General features: G+C 74.4%; 13 protein-coding genes and 1 tRNA gene. 6 read left to right on the plus strand and 8 right to left on the minus strand.

The features are described 5' to 3' along the window. Positions 1-6 precede the first annotated feature (6 nt). The 5 genes from OIE69_RS38445 (at position 7) to OIE69_RS38465 (ending at position 3600) form a co-directional block, all read left to right on the plus strand. The gene (locus OIE69_RS38445) at positions 7-792 is read left to right on the plus strand and encodes an SDR family oxidoreductase (RefSeq protein WP_326579637.1); all 786 of its coding nucleotides are present in this window, start codon (positions 7-9) and stop codon (positions 790-792) included. 38 nt (positions 793-830) lie between these two features. Continuing rightward, positions 831-1190, plus strand: a complete 360-nt coding sequence (locus OIE69_RS38450; protein WP_326579639.1) for a nuclear transport factor 2 family protein — start codon at positions 831-833, stop codon at positions 1188-1190. Positions 1191-1283: 93 nt separating this feature from the next. Beyond that, positions 1284-1778: a winged helix-turn-helix transcriptional regulator gene (locus tag OIE69_RS38455; RefSeq protein WP_326579641.1), complete on the plus strand. Its 495-nt coding sequence runs from the start codon at positions 1284-1286 to the stop codon at positions 1776-1778. Positions 1779-1808: 30 nt separating this feature from the next. Continuing rightward, a complete protein-coding gene (locus tag OIE69_RS38460; protein ID WP_326579644.1) occupies positions 1809-2912 on the plus strand; it encodes a DNA alkylation repair protein in 1104 nt (367 codons plus the stop codon). 25 nt (positions 2913-2937) lie between these two features. After that, a complete protein-coding gene (locus OIE69_RS38465; protein WP_326579646.1) occupies positions 2938-3600 on the plus strand; it encodes a TetR/AcrR family transcriptional regulator in 663 nt (220 codons plus the stop codon). Here the strand turns inward: OIE69_RS38465 and OIE69_RS38470 are convergent. From OIE69_RS38470 to selD, 3 genes are all read right to left on the minus strand, one after another. Next, positions 3534-3938: a hypothetical protein gene (locus OIE69_RS38470; RefSeq protein ID WP_326579648.1), complete on the minus strand. Its 405-nt coding sequence runs from the start codon at positions 3936-3938 to the stop codon at positions 3534-3536. The genes OIE69_RS38465 and OIE69_RS38470 overlap by 67 nt on opposite strands. Positions 3939-3996: 58 nt before the next feature. Beyond that, the gene (locus OIE69_RS38475; RefSeq protein ID WP_326581536.1) at positions 3997-4953 is read right to left on the minus strand and encodes a threonine/serine dehydratase; all 957 of its coding nucleotides are present in this window, start codon (positions 4951-4953) and stop codon (positions 3997-3999) included. Positions 4954-5032: 79 nt separating this feature from the next. After that, positions 5033-6061, minus strand: coding sequence for a selenide, water dikinase SelD (gene selD, locus OIE69_RS38480; RefSeq protein WP_326579650.1), 1029 nt, complete (start codon positions 6059-6061; stop codon positions 5033-5035). A gap of 122 nt (positions 6062-6183) precedes the next feature. Between selD and OIE69_RS38485 the strand changes: the two genes are divergently transcribed. Continuing rightward, a tRNA-Sec gene (locus OIE69_RS38485) sits at positions 6184-6276 on the plus strand. Positions 6277-6301: 25 nt separating this feature from the next. On the opposite strand, the gene selB is transcribed toward OIE69_RS38485, so the two are convergent. The 5 genes from selB to fdh form a co-directional block, all read right to left on the minus strand. Further along, on the minus strand, positions 6302-8098 hold the full coding sequence (gene selB / locus OIE69_RS38490; protein WP_326579652.1) for a selenocysteine-specific translation elongation factor: 1797 nt from the start codon (positions 8096-8098) through the stop codon (positions 6302-6304). 1 nt (position 8099) lies between these two features. Next, entirely contained in the window at positions 8100-9446 is a 1347-nt protein-coding gene (selA, locus tag OIE69_RS38495; protein ID WP_326581537.1) for an L-seryl-tRNA(Sec) selenium transferase, read from the minus strand. Positions 9447-10882: 1436 nt separating this feature from the next. Then, positions 10883-11902 (minus strand): NrfD/PsrC family molybdoenzyme membrane anchor subunit, encoded by a 1020-nt coding sequence (gene nrfD / locus OIE69_RS38500; protein ID WP_326579654.1) that lies wholly within the window; start codon positions 11900-11902, stop codon positions 10883-10885. Further along, positions 11899-12918, minus strand: coding sequence for a 4Fe-4S dicluster domain-containing protein (locus tag OIE69_RS38505; protein ID WP_326579656.1), 1020 nt, complete (start codon positions 12916-12918; stop codon positions 11899-11901). Before OIE69_RS38505 ends, nrfD begins: the two co-directional genes overlap by 4 nt. Further along, positions 12915-16208, minus strand: a complete 3294-nt coding sequence (gene fdh / locus OIE69_RS38510) for a formate dehydrogenase (RefSeq protein ID WP_326579658.1) — start codon at positions 16206-16208, stop codon at positions 12915-12917. Before fdh ends, OIE69_RS38505 begins: the two co-directional genes overlap by 4 nt. Positions 16209-16236: the final 28 nt, after the last annotated feature.

Raw genomic sequence — 16236 nt, forward strand, 5'->3', positions numbered from 1 at the left:
TGCAATGTGAGCATCGCCCCGAACGAATCCCTTGCCGGCCGCCGCGCCCTGGTCACCGGAGGCACCAAAGGCGTCGGCGCGGCCATCGCCCGCAGACTGGCCGAGGCCGGTGCGACCGTCCTGGTGACGGCCCGGCACGAGCCGGAGGACGCCGACCCGAAGGCCTTCGTCGCGGCCGATCTGACCACCCCCGAGGGGGCCGCCGCCGTCGTCGGGGAGGTGGCCGACCGGGTGGGCGGGGTGGACATCCTCGTCAACAACCTCGGTCACTCCGACGCACCTGCCGGGGGCTTCGCGGCACTGGGCGAGGACGACTGGGTGAAGGAGCTGAACACCAACCTCCTCGCCGCCGTCCGCCTCGACCGCGGCCTCCTCCCCGGAATGATCGCCTCCGGCCGGGGCGCCATCGTCCACGTCACCTCGATCCAGCGCCGGATGCCGCTGTGGAACGGCACCCTCGCGTACGCCGCGGCCAAGGCCGCCCTGGCGACCTACAGCAAGGGACTGGCCAACGAGGTCGCCCCGCACGGCGTCCGCGTCAACACCGTCTCGCCGGGCTTCGTCCGGACGGCGGCCGCCGACGCCCTCGTCGACCGCATCGCCCGCGAGGCGGGCATCACGACCGAGGCCGCCCTCGGGCGCCTGATGGGCTCCCTCGGCGGCATCCCCCTCGGCCGCCCCAACGAACCCGAGGAGGTCGCCGAGCTGGTGGCCTTCCTCGTCTCCGACCGCGCCTCGGCCATCGTCGGCGCCGAGCACGTCATCGACGGCGGCACCGTCCCCACTCTCTGACCTGCCCCACCCTCTGCCCCGACCCCCTGGAGGACACGATGAACACCACCGGACCGCAGTCCATCCCCACCGCCGGCCTTCCCGAGGTGATCACCCGCTACCTGGCCGCCCATCGCGTCCGCGACACCGCCACCGCCGTCTCGGCGTTCACCGCCGACGCGGTCGTGACCGACGAGGGCGCGACGCGGCACGGCGCGGCTGCGATCGGCGAGTGGCTGGAGACCGCGGCGAGCGAGTACACCTACACCACGGAACTGACCGGCGCCGAGCGCGCCGACGCGCACCACTACGTCGCCGTCCAGCACCTGGAGGGAGACTTCCCCGGCGGCACCGTCGACCTGCGCTACCGGTTCACCCTGCGCGACGACCTCATCGCACGCCTGGTGATCGAGGTCTGACCGCCGGGCCCGACGGACGGTGTCCGGGTTGCTGCTAACATGAAAGCGACGACGTTCGCAGACCCTGGCACCGATCGCACGGAGGTGGTCGAGATGGTGAGCCGCATCCGGCTGGAGGACCGTGAGTGCCCGCTGTCGACGACCGTCGGGCACGTCGGCGAGTGGTGGACGCTGCTCATCCTGCACGACGCCTTCGACGGGTACACCCGCTTCGACCAGTTCCAGGAGAACCTCGGCATCTCGTCGAGCATGCTCACCACCCGTCTGAAGACCCTCGTCGCGGACGGGCTGCTGGAACGGCGGCCGTACCAGACCCAGCCGACCCGCTACGAGTACCTGCTCACCGACCTCGGCCGCTCACTGCGCCCGGTCGTCGTGGCCCTCGCCGCATGGGGCAACTCCCGCCTCGCGCCGGAACAGCGCAGCATGATCCTGGTCGACGCGGAGACGGGCGAGGAGGTCGAGCCGGTCGTGGTCGACGCCACCACCGGCCGGCGGCTCGACGACAGCGATGCCTTCGTCTACGCGGCGGGCCCCGCCGCGAGCGAGCTCATGCGCGCCCGCTACGCCGACCCCGACCGCGTCTGACCCGCCACAGGAACCGGAGGAACAGGCCCCGTGCCCACCGCGGACGAACTGCTCGGCCCCGCCGCCGTCGCCGGGCTGGCCGACTGCCTGGCGGCGGCCGGCCCGGCACCGATGGCCGCCGCGGTGCGCGACACCCTGCCGGCGCTGGACGGCCTGGCGCTGCGCGAGCGCAGCGACCTCGTGCGGGACGCGATGCTCGCCTCCGGCCCGGCGGACCCGGCGGCCCTGGAGGCCGTCGTACGGGCCGCGCTGCCCGACCCGCGCTTCACGGGCTGGATGATCTGGCCGGTCACCGAGGCCGTGGCCGCCCTGGCCTCCGGCACGTCCGAGGGCAGGGCCTTCGAGGACGGGCTCCACCTGCTGGCGGACCTGACGCCGCGCCTGACCGCCGAGTTCGCCATCCGCCGCATGCTCAACGCCGACCTCGACCGGGCGCTCGCCGTCGTCACCCGGTGGACCGGGCACCCGGACGAGCACGTACGCCGGCTGGCCAGTGAGGGAACCCGCCCCCGCCTGCCGTGGGCGGTGCGCGTACCGGCGATCCTCGCCCGGCCCGAGGCCACCCTGCCGATCCTGGGCGAGCTCTACAAGGACCCCTCGGAGTACGTCCGCAGGTCCGTCGCCAACCACGTCAACGACATCAGCCACGCCCGCGTGGACCTGGCCGTCGAGACGGCCCGCGGGTGGTCGGCGGCCCCCGACGCGCACACGCCCCGGGTCGTCCGCCACGCGCTGCGCACCGCGGTCAAGCGCGGAGACCGAGGAGCGCTGGCGCTGCTGGGATTCGAGCCGGCCACGGGCCTGACCGTCGAAGGGCCGTCCGTGCACCGGCCCGTCGTCGCGGTCGGCGGCGAACTGCGTTTCGCCTTCGGGCTGGAGAACCACGGCGACCGGCCGCTCCGCCTCGTCGTCGACTACGTCGTGCACTACCGCAAGGCGAACGGCGCCATGGCGCCCAAGGTCTACAAGCTGACGACCCGCACCCTCCAGCCGGGGGAGCGCAGCGAGCACACCGGCACGCGCTCGTTCAAGCCGATCAGCACCCGGGTCTTCCACCCCGGCGAGCACGCCCTCGAACTGCAGGTCAACGGGGAGCCGCGCGGCAAGGTCCGCTTCGACGTCGTCACCGTCTGACACACCGCTCGCTACGCTGTGCCGCGTGAAGAGGAAGCAGGCGGCGGCCGCCGAGCAGCCGACCCTGGACACCGTCGCGGAGACGGCACTCGCCGTCATCGACGAGGACGGTCCCGCGGGGCTCAGTTTCCGCGTGGTGGCCCAGCGCCTCGGCGTCTCGCACGCCACCGTCTTCCGGCGCTGCGGCGACTTCGACGGGCTGCTGAGCGCCTGCGCCGACCACGTCGCCGCGTCCCTCCCGCTGGTGCCCCCGGAGGGCGACTGGGCCACCGCGACGGAGACCCGCTTCACCGGCCTCTACGGCTTGCTCAGCCGGCACCCCGGGCTGGTGGCGCTGCGCGCCGGGCGTTCCTGGCTGGGGCCGCAGATGCTGGGCCGGCTCGTCGAGCCGCAGATGGCGCACAGCGTCGCCGCCGGCATGGACGCGGACACGGCCATCCGCGTCTACCGCAGGCTCTATCTGCTCACTCTCGGCGCCGTCGCCTTCGGCGACCACCGGGACGAGAAGAAGGCCGTCACCTCCGCCCGTGCGGCCCTGGCCGCACTCGACCCCGAGGACTTCCCCACGCTGACCGGGGCGATGAACGCCGTCCTCCCCGTCCTGGTCGACCACGGGGTCTACTACGAAGCGCTGCGCGACCTCATCCACGCCGCCCGGGCCGAGCACCTTCCGGCCGGGCACCGCTGACGGCGCGCGGCCGCGTTCCGCTTCGGCAGCGGGCCCATGCTGCCCATGCCGTCGTCGTCCACGCGCACGGTCCATTCGCCCTGGGCACGGGCGTGTGCGGTCGCCTTCCGCAGCCGGCGCCGCCGGTCGAACACTCCGCCCACGAGCGTGCCCAGCACCGACACGCTGCCGCCGCCGGCCGTATCGGCGGCGCCGGGCGCGAGCACCCGCATTCCGGCGATCACCGCCACCGTGATCCCGGCGAAGAACAGCGGCGCCCGCCAGAGCCCGAGGCGGTGCCTCTGCGCGCCGGGCACCCCGGCGATGCCGTCGCTGCCCGGCCTCCGGGTGAACTCCACGGCTCGTACGCCGTCGGCGCGGCGGGCGCCAGGGCCGTGACGTCCGTCGGACGGGCCCTCAGGAAGCGCGCACCAGGTCGGACGGATCCGTGTTCGCCCCGCAGACGATGACGGCGACGCGCTCGCCGGGGGCGGGCCGGTGGGCGCCGGAGGTGAGGGCGGCGAGGGCGGTCGCGGCGCCGTGCTCGACGGCGAGGCGGCGGTGGTCCCACAGCGTGCGGCGGGCCGCGACGATCGCCTCGTCGGGGACGAGGACAGAGCGCACGCCGTCCTTCAGCGCCCACTCCAGGGCCGTGCGGGAGGCCCGGCGCGCACCCAGGGAGTCCGCCGCGACGGAGTGGACGGGTACGTCCACCACCTCGCCGGCCGCGACGGCCGCGTGCAGCGCGCACGACCCCTCGGGCTCCACCGCCACCACCCGCACCCCGTGCTCCAGCGCGGACGCCGCGACCCCCGCGAACAGTCCGCCGCCCCCGACCGCGACGACCACGGTGTCCAGTCCGGGGAGCGCCGTGACGATCTCCTCCATCAAGGTCCCCGCCCCGGCCGCGATGAGCGGATGGTCGTAGGCGTGCGACTCCAGCGCGCCGCTCTCGGCGGCGTACTTCTGCGAGGCCTCCAGGGCCTCGGCGTACTCGCTGCCGGCCAGGCGTACGTCCGCGCCCAGGTCGCGCAGCTTCCCGACCTTGACCGCGGGCGCCGTCTCGGGGACGAAGACCGTGGCGGGCACGCCGTGCCGGGCCGCGGCCCAGGCGCAGGCCAGGCCCGCGTTGCCCCCGGAGGCGATGACCACGCCGGTCTCGGGCATGGCGTCCCGCTCGACATGGCTCCGGACGAAGTTGAACGCGCCGCGTGCCTTGAACGACCCCGTGTGCTGCATGGACTCCAGCGCCAGCCAGCCCCGCACGGCGGCGCCGAACGCCCCGGGGTCCACCGGGGTGAGCGTGACGGGGCGGGTGTGCCCGGAGATACGGGCGGCCGCGGCCCGTACGTCGGCGTGGGTGATGGTCACGATGTGCTCCGGGCTGGTGGGCGAGTCCGGAGAAACAGTGTAACAACCACTGTTCCGACAGGTCGGGCCTTCGGCGCGACGATCAGCGGACGACGAGCCGGTGCTCACCGGCCGCCACCAGCTCCCCGACGACCGGGGCACCGGGCACCTCACCGGCCACCAGCAGGCCGCCCGAGGTCTGGGCGTCCGCCAGCAGCAGCCGCGTCAGCTCGTCCGCGCCGCCGAAGTCGGTGTGCGGTGCCACCCAGGCGAGGTTGCGGCGGGTGCCGCCGCTGACGTAGCCGGCCGCGGCGGCCTCCCGCGCCCCGTCGAGGTACGGGACCGCCGAGGCGTGGACCACGGCGCTCACCCCGGAGGCACGGGCGAGCTTGTACAGGTGGCCCAGGAGCCCGAAGCCGGTCACGTCGGTCGCGCACACCGCGCCGGCCGCCAGCGCCCGCCCGGCGGCGTCCCGGTTGAGCGTCGTCATGGTCTCGACGGCCTGCGGGAAGACCTCGCCGGTCGTCTTGTGGCGGTTGTTGAGCACACCCAGACCCAGGGGCTTGGTCAGCGACAGCGGCACACCCGGCCGGCCCGCGTCGTTGCGCAGCAGTCGGTCCGGGTCGGCGGTGCCGGTGACGGCCATGCCGTACTTCGGCTCCGGGTCGTCGACGCTGTGGCCGCCTCCCACGACGCAGCCCGCCAGGGCCGCCACGTCCAGCCCGCCGCGCAGCACCTCCCGGGCCAGCTCCAGCGGCAGGAGGTCCCGCGGCCAGCTCAGCAGGTTGACCGCCACGAGCGGGGTGCCGCCCATGGCGTAGATGTCGGAGAGGGCGTTGGCGGCGGCGATCCGGCCCCAGTCGTAGGGATCGTCGACCACCGGGGTGAAGAAGTCCGCGGTGGTCACCACCGCTCGCGCCCCGGGTCCGCCGGGAAACCGGACGACGGCGGCGTCGTCACCGGTGTCCAGGCCGACGAGCAGGTCGCCCGCGGGGAATCCCGCCGGGCCCCCCGGGGTCAGCCCGGCCACCATCTCCTCCAGTTCGCCCGGGGGGATCTTGCAGGCGCAGCCGCCGCCGTGGGCGTACTGCGTCAGCCGCATGCTGTCCTGCCGGACGCGGGTTCCCGTCATGGCTGTGGTGGTCCTTCCGCGGTGGGCGCCGGCAGCGCGGTCGCCCGGGCCCGGGTGACACCGCCGTGTGGCGCGTTGACTCGGGTGGGGGCCGGAGGTTCGATGGGCGTCGGACCCGGCAGGGAGACGTCAGGGTGCCTGGTGGCCCTCCCGGTCTTCAAAACCGAGGTGTCCGAGCAACTCGGGCAGGCGGGTTCGATTCCCGTCCGTCTCCGCCGGCCGGTCCGCCGCCTCCGTGTCTCACCGCGCATCGCGCCCGTCCCCAGTGTCGGGGGACTCCGCGCAGCGCCGCAGCGCACCGTCCAGGCGTACGGTGCGGCCCTGCCGGTCGAGGTGCTCCAGCAGCGGGATGACGACCCGCCGGGTGGTGTCCAGCGCCCGGCGCGCCTCGCTCGCGGTGAACGGCTGCCCGAGCCGCGCCAGCACGGCCGCCGCCCCCGCGTCGGCGCCCGGTAGCAGCACGATGCCCTCGCCGATCCTGAGCAGCGCTCCCGCCGCGTCGGCCGCCGCGAGGAGCTTCGGGGTCAGCCCGAGCCGCTCGAGCCGTTCGGCCTCCGGCGCGCGGAACGGCGTCCGCGCCAGGTCGGCGCGTACCTCGTCGACGGCGGCCTGGGCCGCGGGCGGCAGTGTCGGGCGCGCGCGGCTCCCGTACAGCCGGCCGTCGCCCTGCCGCAGGCCCGCTGCGGCCCCGGCGAGCGCCTCCACCAGGGAGCGGTCCGGCAGGCCGAGCGCCTGGCGGGCGGCCTCCAGGGGCATGCCCGGATCCAGGGGGTTGCGTACGGCGTGCTCCTCGACCGTCTCCCGCAGCCGGTCGCGCAGGGCGGCCCAGTGGTCCGGGTCCGCCAGCCAGTCGCCCGCCACCGGGTCGCCCGGTGGCCGCACCCCCATGGCGAGCAGTTCCGCGCGCCGGGCCAGCCCCCGGCGGCGCAGCTCCGCGGCCCCGTCCGCGACTTCGGGGAGGGACCCCAGCTCGCGCGCCCGTGCCGCCGCCGCGCCACGGCGGGTCAGCCGGGGCGGACGCACGTCGAGGACGGTGAGCCCCGCGGGGACACGGTGCCGCCCCGGATCGCGCAACAGGGCGGTGTCGGCGACCCGCAGGGGCAGCGCCGAGGCCAGCCGCAGGCGCGCGCTGTCGTCGCCGAGCGGGCGGACCGTCACCGGCACGGCGGCCGAACCGGCGTGCAGCATGAGCTCGCGGGGCAGGTCGCCGGCGGCGTCGCCGCGCAGGCGCACGTCGACGAGGTCGGTGGTCAGCCAGCGGTCCGGGGTCAGCAGCGCGTCCCCGCGCCGCAGGGACCCGGCGCCCGGTCCGGTCACGTTGACCGCCACCCGGGCGACCGCGCCGGCCTCCTGCCGCGCCTCCTTCAGGGACTCCAGGCCCCGCACGCGCAACAGCCGTCCGTCACGCGCGAGTTGGACGTGGTCGCCGACCCGGACGGTGCCCGCGGCCAGCGTCCCGGTGACGACGGTGCCCCGGCCCCGCACCGTGAAGGCGCGGTCGACCCACAGCCGCACGTCCGCCGCCGGGTCGGGGGGCGGCAGCGTGTCCGTCAGCCGGACCAGGGCCGCTCGCAGCCCGTCGAGCCCGGCGCCGGTCACGGGGCTGACGGCCACGCACTCCACGTCGCCGAGGGAGGACTCCGCGATGCGGGTCCTCGCCTCCTTCCGCGCCGCGTCGGGGTCCGCCAGGTCGCAGCGCGAGACGGCGAGGACGCCGTGCCGTACGCCGAGCGCGTCCAGGACGGCGAGGTGCTCCTCGGACTGCGGCTGCCAGCCCTGGTCGGCGGCGACCACGAAGAGCACCGCGGGAACCGGGCCGACGCCGGCCAGCATGTTGCCCACGAGGCGTTCGTGCCCGGGCACGTCCACGAAGGCGATGTCCCCGGCGCCGGGGAGCCGCGTCCACACGAACCCGAGGTCCAGGGTCATGCCGCGCCGCCGCTCCTCCGCCCAGCGGTCGGGCTCCATGCCCGTCAGGGCCCGCAGCAGAGCGGACTTGCCGTGGTCGACGTGGCCGGCGGTGGCGACGACGTGCACGTCAGTCCTCCGTCCCGGGGAGCACGCCGGCCCGGCGCACGGCCGTCGCCAGCTCCTCGTCCGCCTCCTCCGGCACGGCCCGCAGGTCGAGCAGGCACCGGCCGTCCTCCACGCGGGCCATCACCGCGGGATCGGCCCGCCGCAGCAGGGCGGCGTAGGCGGCGGGCAGCGAGACGGCGGCGCTGGGCAGGGAGACGCCGGGCGCACCGCCGCCTCCGACGACCGCCAGGGTGTCGCGGGCCCGGCTGTCGAAGCCGTGGGCGCGCAGCTCGGCCGCGAGGCGTCCGGCGCGGTCCCGCAGCCGTACGGGGTCGGCGTGCAGCGCCGTCCACGTCGGGGTCTCGGGACCGCGTACGGTCGCCTCCAGCGCCGCGAGGGTCAGCTTGTCCACCCGCAGCGCACGGGCCAGCGGATGACGGGCCAGCCGCCGCACCAGATCGGCGCGGCCCAGCACGAGCCCGCACTGCGGCCCGCCCAGCAGTTTGTCGCCGCTGGCGGTGACCAGGGACGCCCCGGCGCGCAGCCAGGAGGCCGCGTCCGGTTCGTCCGGCAGCACCGGGTCGGGGACGAGAAGGCCCGAACCGATGTCGGCCACCACCGGCACGCCGAGGCGCGCCAGTTCCGCGACGGACACGTCCCGGGTGAAGCCGGTGATGCGGAAGTTGGAGGGGTGCACCTTCAGGATGAACCCGGTGTCGGGTCCCACGGCCGCGGCGTAGTCCTGCGGCGTGGACCGATTGGTCGTCCCCACCTCGCGGAGCCGGGCGCCGGTGGAGACCAGCAGGTCGGGCAGCCGGAAGCCGTCCCCGATCTCCACCAGCTCACCGCGGCTGACGACGATCTCGCGCCCCTGCGCCAGCGCCGTGGCCGCCAGCACCAGCGCCGCGGCACCGTTGTTGACCAGGTGCGCCGCCTCGGCGGCGGGCACCTGCCGCAGCAGCGCCTCCAGCGCGGACCGCCCCCTGCGGGAACGCGCGCCGGTGGCGAGGTCGAGCTCCACGTCCGTCGTACCGGAGGCGGCGAGCACGGCGTCGCGGGCGGCTCGCGACAGCGGGGCGCGGCCGAGGTTGGTGTGCAGCAGCACCCCGGTGGCGTTGAGCACCTGACGCAGCCCGGCCGCGGTCGCCGGAAGCGCCGCGAGGGCCAGTTCGGCGAGCCCCTCGACGGGCACCTCCCCGGCACGCGCCCGCTCCTGCACCCCGGCCACCACCTCCTTGACCACGGACCGCCCCAGCCGCTCCGCCGCCGCGGCGAGCCGGGGTTCCGCCAGCAGCGCGTCCGTGCGGGGCACCTGCCGGCGTGCGTCGGCGGACGGGGAGGGAGCGGTGGAGGTCTGGTCGCGGTCCATCAGCAGCACCTTCGCTCTGGCCTGGCTGCCGCCCAGGGTACGGCGGGCGCCGCCGCGGGGTGCTCCCGCCACACCGGCGCGGTTCCCGGGGCCCGGTTGTCGTGTGCGGGTTTGTTTGCGCCTGCGGGCGGCTGCGCCGGGCTGCCCGGTTGTTGTGTGCGGGTCCGTTGCGCCTGCGGCGGGCGGTTTCCCCGCCCTCCCTCCCTCCCCCAGCCTTCGGCCGGGGGGACCCCCATCCCGGATGGTTGGTGCGGGCCTCGTGCGTGCGTGGTGGGCCGGGGGTGGGGCCTCCGGGGCTGCACGTCCTGGACTGGGTTATTTACGTGCATGGCGGGCGGTCCAATTGGTGCCGTCTGTGCCGCACACAAATATCCCGCAGCGTCCAGAACATCCACCCCTACGACCCCGCCCCCTCCGTATCGCGGGCGACCAACGGCCGGTGGGGGGTGATGGGGGGGGGGCGCCCCTACCCGCACCGCTGGGAACTGCCCCCAGCAGGGGGTCCTCTGGCCGCAGGCCGAGCAAGGGTGCGCGCACCCGTGGCCGGGGTGGCACCTCCCATGGGACGGCTTACGCACCTCGCCCGCCGGCGCTCCAGGGCTTTGCCTATGTCACGGCGACGCCGAAGGCCGCCAGGCGGCAGATCACGACGATTGCCGATGTGGGGACGACCCTGGCCTCCGGTGCGGGCGGCCGACCCGAGGTTCAGCCTTGGAACCACACCGAATGAGGCCGCCCCTGAGCGAAGGCCGAAACAGGGCGGAACACGCACACGACAACGGGCCGCTCAACAGGGCGCGCCCTACCCCCGGCATCGGCCCGAGCACCCCGAAAGACCTTCCGGTCCGATCCACCCCATGATCATCGCGCGAAGCCGGCGCGGGCCTCAGTCACCACCCCCAGCTACCAAAGGAAACTGCCCCCATGGAGCACCAGACGGCCGTGGGCGTTCAGCAAGGCACGGGCGGCAACCCCGGACCGCCCTCTACCCCCTCCGGCCGTCAGTCGCTCACGGATACGGAGGGGGCGGGGTCGTAGGGGTGGATGTTCTGGACGCTGCGGGATATTTGTGTGCGGCATCCGGGGCTCGGACATGGACCGCCCGCCATGCACGTAAATAACCCAGTCCAGGACGTGCAGCCCCGGAGGCCCCGCACCCGGCCCACCACGCACGCGCGAGGCGGTCACTGACCGCGCCGGGCAATCGGGGGGGCGGGCGGGAGAACCGCCCGCCGCAGGCGCAAACGACCCGCACACAACAACCGGGCAGCCCGGCGCAGCCACCCGCAGGCGCAAACAACCCGCACACGACAACCAGGCAGCGCGGGGCACCCGGCCCGCAGGCGCAAACGACCCGCACACAACCACCCGGCAGCCCGGCGCAGCCGCCCGCAGGCGCAAACGACCCGCACACAACAACCGGGGCAGCCCCGGGCTTACCCCCCGCCGGAGGCGTTCTCGCCCTCGGCGCGGGCCTCGAGGCGCTCGCGCTGGGGCTTCACCACGTACGCGGGGTCCTTCGTGGACACGACGCCCGCCTCGAAGGTGCCGAAGCGCTGCAGCACGCTGCCGGCCAGGAGGGCGAGTCCGCCCACGGCGGCGCAGACGCGGCTGCGCCGGGCGAGGGTCAGTGCGGTGAGCGCACCGCCCAGGGTGAGGTATTCGGACGCCTTGCGCAGCCGGTGCGGCCGGCCGGTGGTGAAGGCCTCCGTCACCAGGCCCGGGCGCCGGTCGATCAGGCGGGAGGCGACGACCTCGGCCGCCGCGCCGACCACGCCGAGCCGTCGTGCGGGGCCCGCCTCGGCCACGGGGGCCAGGAGCATGCCCAGGCCCGCGCCGCTCGCCGCCGCCGAGCCGGTGAAGACGAACGGCAGCTCGCGACGGGCGTCGTGCCACGCCGGTACGGCCGTCTGCGACAGGAGCACGGCCGTGTACGAGGCGACGCCCGGCGCGAGCAGGGCCGCCGACAGTCCGGCCGGGCGGGCGGCCGCTCGGAGCAGCTTCCCGGGCAGCGTGGCGCGCACGCCCGCGGGCAGCACCTCGGCCGCGGCCGCCAGGGCGCTGCCCGGCCCGTACGCGACGAGGATCCACGTGCCCACCGACATGGGCGAACTCGGCTTGGCGACCCGCAGCATGTGGTGGAAGCGCTCCGGCCGCCCGAGGTCCGCGACGAGCAGGTACATGCTCGCGAGCAGGGCGCCGAAGCCCCCGACCCGGCCCGCCCGGGCCAGTCCGGGACGCCGCGTCAGGTCCGCGCCCGCCGCGAGCAGCGCGGCGCCGGCCGACAGCCCGCCGGTGAACAGGTACGCGGGGATCTTCCACTCCCACACCGGCGGCTTGAGCACCGGACGCCCGTAGTAAGAGCGGAACGTGGCCCGCGGCACCATGGGGCGCTCGCGGCTCCCGTCGTCGTCGCGGCCGCCCCGGCCGTGCCGTGCGGCCCGGTCGCCGCTCACCGCCGCCGCCCGCCGAGGAACACCGCGGCCGAGGCCGCGAGCAGCGCCGACGCCGCCACGCCCGCGTGCTTCCACATGGAGGCCAGGTCGCGGGTCGGCACGACCGGGTCCGGCGGGAACCCGTACACCTCCGGGTCGTCGAGCAGCAGGAAGAACGCGCCGTCCCCGCCGACCCCGTCGCCGGGGTCGCGTCCGTACAGCTGGGCCTCGGGCACCCCCGCTTCGTGCAGTGTCTCCAGGCGCCGGTCGGCGCGTTCGCGCAGCTCGTCAAGGGGGCCGTACTGGATGGAGTCGGTGGGGCAGGCCTTGGCGCACGCCGGTTCCATGCCGTCGCGGAGCCGGTCGTAGCACATGGTGCACTTCCAGGCCCGGCCGTCGTCGGGCCGCCGGTCGATGACGCCGTACGGGCAGCCGGACACGCAGTAGCCGCAGCCGTTGCAGATGTCGGGCTGGACGACGACCGTGCCGAACTCGGTGCGGAACAGCGCGCCGGTGGGGCATACGTCCAGGCAGCCGGCGTGGGTGCAGTGCTTGCACACGTCCGAGGACATCAGCCAGCGGAACTCGGTACGGGCCTCCGCGCCCGTCCCGGCGCCGGGCAGGTCGAAGGAGGGGAAGCCCAGGTCCACCGGGGCCGTGCCCAGGTCGCCGCCACCGCGCTTCGCGACTTCCAGGGCGTCGGCCACCACCTCCTCCGTCGCCTCCGTCGCGGACGGGCCCACGGGCAGCCCCGCCAGACCCGCGTCCTGGCGGCCGAGCGGGCGCTGCTGCTCGATGAAGGCGACGTGCCGCCACGAACTCGCGCCGAGCATGCCGGTGTTGTCGAACGACATGCCCAGCAGGTCGATGCCGTCCTCGGGGATGGCGTTCCACTCCTTGCAGGCCACCTCGCACGCCTTGCAGCCGATGCACACGGAGGTGTCGGTGAAGAAGCCCATGCGCGGCGGGTGGTCGCGGTGGCCGGCGTCCTCGGCGGGGTCCGCGAGCGGCCCGTAGAAGCTGTTGTCCTGCGTCATGACGGCTCCTCCGGCGGGTCCGGTTCGAGGTGCGCCCGCTCGGCGCGGCCGCCGGCCGTCGCTATGCGGGTGCCGGTCTCCGGCGTGATCCCGGCGCGGCGGCGGTAGTCCTCGACGTACACGAGCAGTTCGGGCCCCCGCGGGCGCCGCCCGGGCCGGACGTCGCAGGTCAGCACCTTGCTCTCCTGGATGAACACGTTCGGGTCGGCCACCACGCCGATCAGGTCGTTGACCACGTCGCCCTTGGTGAGCCCGGTCTGGCCCCAGTGGTAGGGCATCCAGACCTGGTGGACGACCCGTCCGTCGACGCGCAGCGGCGCCATCCGGTCGGTCACCATCACGCGCGCGTCGACCGCGGTCCTGCTGGTGACCACATGGGCCCAGTCCAGGTGGCGCAGCCCACGCTCGGCCGCCAGCTCCGGCGAGACCTCCACGAACAACTCCGGTTGGAGCTCCGCCAGGTAGGGCAGCTGCCGGCTCATCGCGCCCGCCGTGTGGTGTTCGGTCAGCCGTGCCGCGGTGAACACGTACGGGAACACCTCGGAGTGCGCCTCGGGCGGAGCCGGGTTGGACGGGTTGTCGGGGCGACCGTAGACCTTGCGCACCGGGTTGCCCTGCTGGCCGTAGAGCAGGTTGCGCATCGGCGACTCGTGCGGCTCGTAGTGCGTGGGCAGCGGGCCGTCCGCGAGCCCGGCCGGGGCGAACAGCCAGCCCTTCCCGTCGCGCATCATGATGAACGGGTCGTCGCCGTCGAGCGCCTCGACGCCCGACGCGCCCTCCGGTGCCCGGTAGTCCGGCGGCTTGTTCCGCTCGAAGTCCGGGGTGTCGTGGCCGGTCCACTCACCCGCCTCCGCGTCCCACCAGACCAGCTTCTTCCGCTCGCTCCAGGGCCGCCCCTGCGGGTCGGCCGAGGCGCGGTTGTACAGCACCCTGCGGTTGAGGGGCCAGGTCCAGCCCCATTCGGCGTCGTACGGGCCCGTCTCGAAGCGGGAGGTCCGGCGCCGGGACTGGTTGGTCTCGTTCGCGTAGACGCCGCTGTAGATCCAGCAGCCGCAGGCGGTGGTGCCGTCGGCCTTCAGGTCGGGGTAGCCGTCGACCGTGCGGCCGGTGCGCAGGTCGATGCCGTTGATGTGGCGCAGCACGTCCGCCGGGGACGGCTCGTCGCCCTCCGTCTCGTAGTCCCAGGCCAGGTCCAGCAGGGGGCGGTCGCGCTCGTCGGCCGAGCCGGCCAGCTTCTCCTTCAGCAGTACGCCCAGTTGGTGGAAGAACCACAGCTCCGAGCGCTGGTCCCCGGACGGTTCGACGGCCTGGTCGCGCCACTGGAGCATCCGCTGCGTCTGTGTGAAGGTGCCGGCCTTCTCCACGTGCGAGGCGGCGGGGAAGAAGAACACCTCGGTGCGGCACCGCTCGGTGGTGATCTCCCCGGTCTCGATCTCGGGCGCGTCCTTCCAGAACGTGGCGCTCTCGATCATGGTGAGGTCGCGGACGACCAGCCAGTCGAGGTTCGCCATGCCCAGGCGCTGCAGCCGGCCGTGGGCCGAGCCGACCGCGGGGTTCTGCCCGAGCAGGAAGTAGCCGAAGACCTTCCCGCCGTCGACCATGTCCATCACGGTGCGGTAGGTGCCGTGGTCACCGTTGATCCGGGGCAGGTAGTCGAAGCAGTAGTCGTTCTCCGCGGTCGCGGCGTCGCCCCAGTACTCCTTGAGCAGCGAGACCGTGTAGGCGTCGGCGTTGCCCCAGAAGCCCTTCTGCCCACGGCCTCGGATGCCGTCGAGGTACGTGGCCAGGTCCTCGTGGCTGACGTTCGGCATCGGCAGGTAGCCCGGCAGCAGGTTGAACAGCGTGGGCACGTCGGTGGAGCCCTGGATGCTGGCGTGGCCGCGCAGCGCGAAGATCCCGCCGCCCGGCCGGCCGATGTTGCCCAGCAGCAGCTGGATGATCGACCCGGCCCGGATGTACTGGGCGCCCACCGAGTGCTGGGTCCACCCGACGCTGTACACCAGCGCGGTGGTGCGGTCCCGGCCGGAGTTCTCCGTCCAGGCCCGGCACACCTGGAGGAACAGCTCCTGGGGCACGCCGCAGATCCGCTCCACCATGTCCGGGGTGTAGCGGGAGAAGTGCCGCTTGAGCACCTGGAACACGCAGCGCGGGTGCTCCAGCGTGGGGTCGGACGCGATCCGGCCGGTGGCGTGCTCGACGAACGGGCCCTTGGCACCGTGCTGGTAGGGCTCGCAGGTCTCCTTCGCATGGTGACCCGGCCTGGCCTCCGCCGGGACGCTCGCGTACGTCCAGCTCGACGCGTCGTACGCGGCGGTGTGCGGGTCGTACCCGCTGAACAGCCCGTCGAGGTCCTCGGTGTCCTGGTAGCGCTCGCCCAGCAGGAAGGGCGCGTTGGTGTACGCCTCCACGTACTCCCGGAAGTCGAGGTCGTGCGTGAGGACGTGGTTGATCACGCCGCCGAGGAACGCGATGTCGGTGCCGGCCCGGATGGTGACGTGCTGGTCCGCGTGCGCGCTCGTCCGCGTGAACCGCGGGTCGATGTGGATGACCCTGGCGCCGCGCGCCTTGGCCTCGACGACCCACTGGAACCCGACCGGATGGGCCTCGGCCATGTTGGATCCCATGATGACGATGCAGTCGGAGTTGACCAGGTCCTGCTGGTAGTCGGTGGCGCCGCCACGTCCGAACGAGGCTCCCAGACCGGGAACCGTGGCGGAGTGTCAAATGCGGGCCTGGTTCTCGATCTGCAGGGCGCCCAGGGCGGTGAACAACTTCTTGATGAGGTAGTTCTCCTCGTTGTCCAGCGTCGCCCCGCCGAGACTGGCCAGGCCCATGGTGCGGCGCAGCGTCCTGCCGTCCGCGTCCGTGTCCTGCCAGCCCTTGCGCCGTGCGTCGAGCACCCGGTCGGCCACCATGTCCATGGCCGTGTCCAGGTCCAGCTCCTGCCAGGCGGTGCCGTACGGCGGGCGGTAGAGCACCCGCTGCTCCCGCTGGGGCCCGGTGACCAGCTGCTTGCTGGCCGAGCCCTTCGGGCACAGCCGGCCGCGGGAGATCGGGCTGTCGGGGTCGCCCTCGATCTGGACGACCTTCTCGTCCTTGACGTACACCCGCTGCGCGCAGCCCACGGCGCAGTAGGGACACACCGAGCCGGCCACCCGGTCGGCGCTCTGCGTGCGGGCCCCGAGCGTGGCCGAGCGGGCCGACTGCGCGGCCTTTCCCCGGCCCAGCGGGTCCGTCCCGGTGAGCTGCCGGTACACCGGCCATGCCTCGATCCAGCGTTTCACGCCCATCCGCGTGCTCCTTCGTGCGGGGGCCGTG

This window comes from Actinacidiphila glaucinigra, assembly GCF_035918135.1.
GTDB classification, from domain to species: Bacteria; Actinomycetota; Actinomycetes; order Streptomycetales; family Streptomycetaceae; genus Actinacidiphila; species Actinacidiphila glaucinigra.

Coding starts and splice junctions, on each gene's coding strand:
- OIE69_RS38450 (WP_326579639.1), top strand. CDS start 831: ATGAACACCACCGGACCGCAGTCCATCCCCACCGCCGGCCTTCCCGAG.
- OIE69_RS38505 (WP_326579656.1), bottom strand. CDS start 12,918: ATGACGCAGGACAACAGCTTCTACGGGCCGCTCGCGGACCCCGCCGAG.
- selA (WP_326581537.1), bottom strand. CDS start 9,446: ATGGACCGCGACCAGACCTCCACCGCTCCCTCCCCGTCCGCCGACGCA.
- selD (WP_326579650.1), bottom strand. CDS start 6,061: ATGACGGGAACCCGCGTCCGGCAGGACAGCATGCGGCTGACGCAGTAC.
- OIE69_RS38455 (WP_326579641.1), top strand. CDS start 1,284: ATGGTGAGCCGCATCCGGCTGGAGGACCGTGAGTGCCCGCTGTCGACG.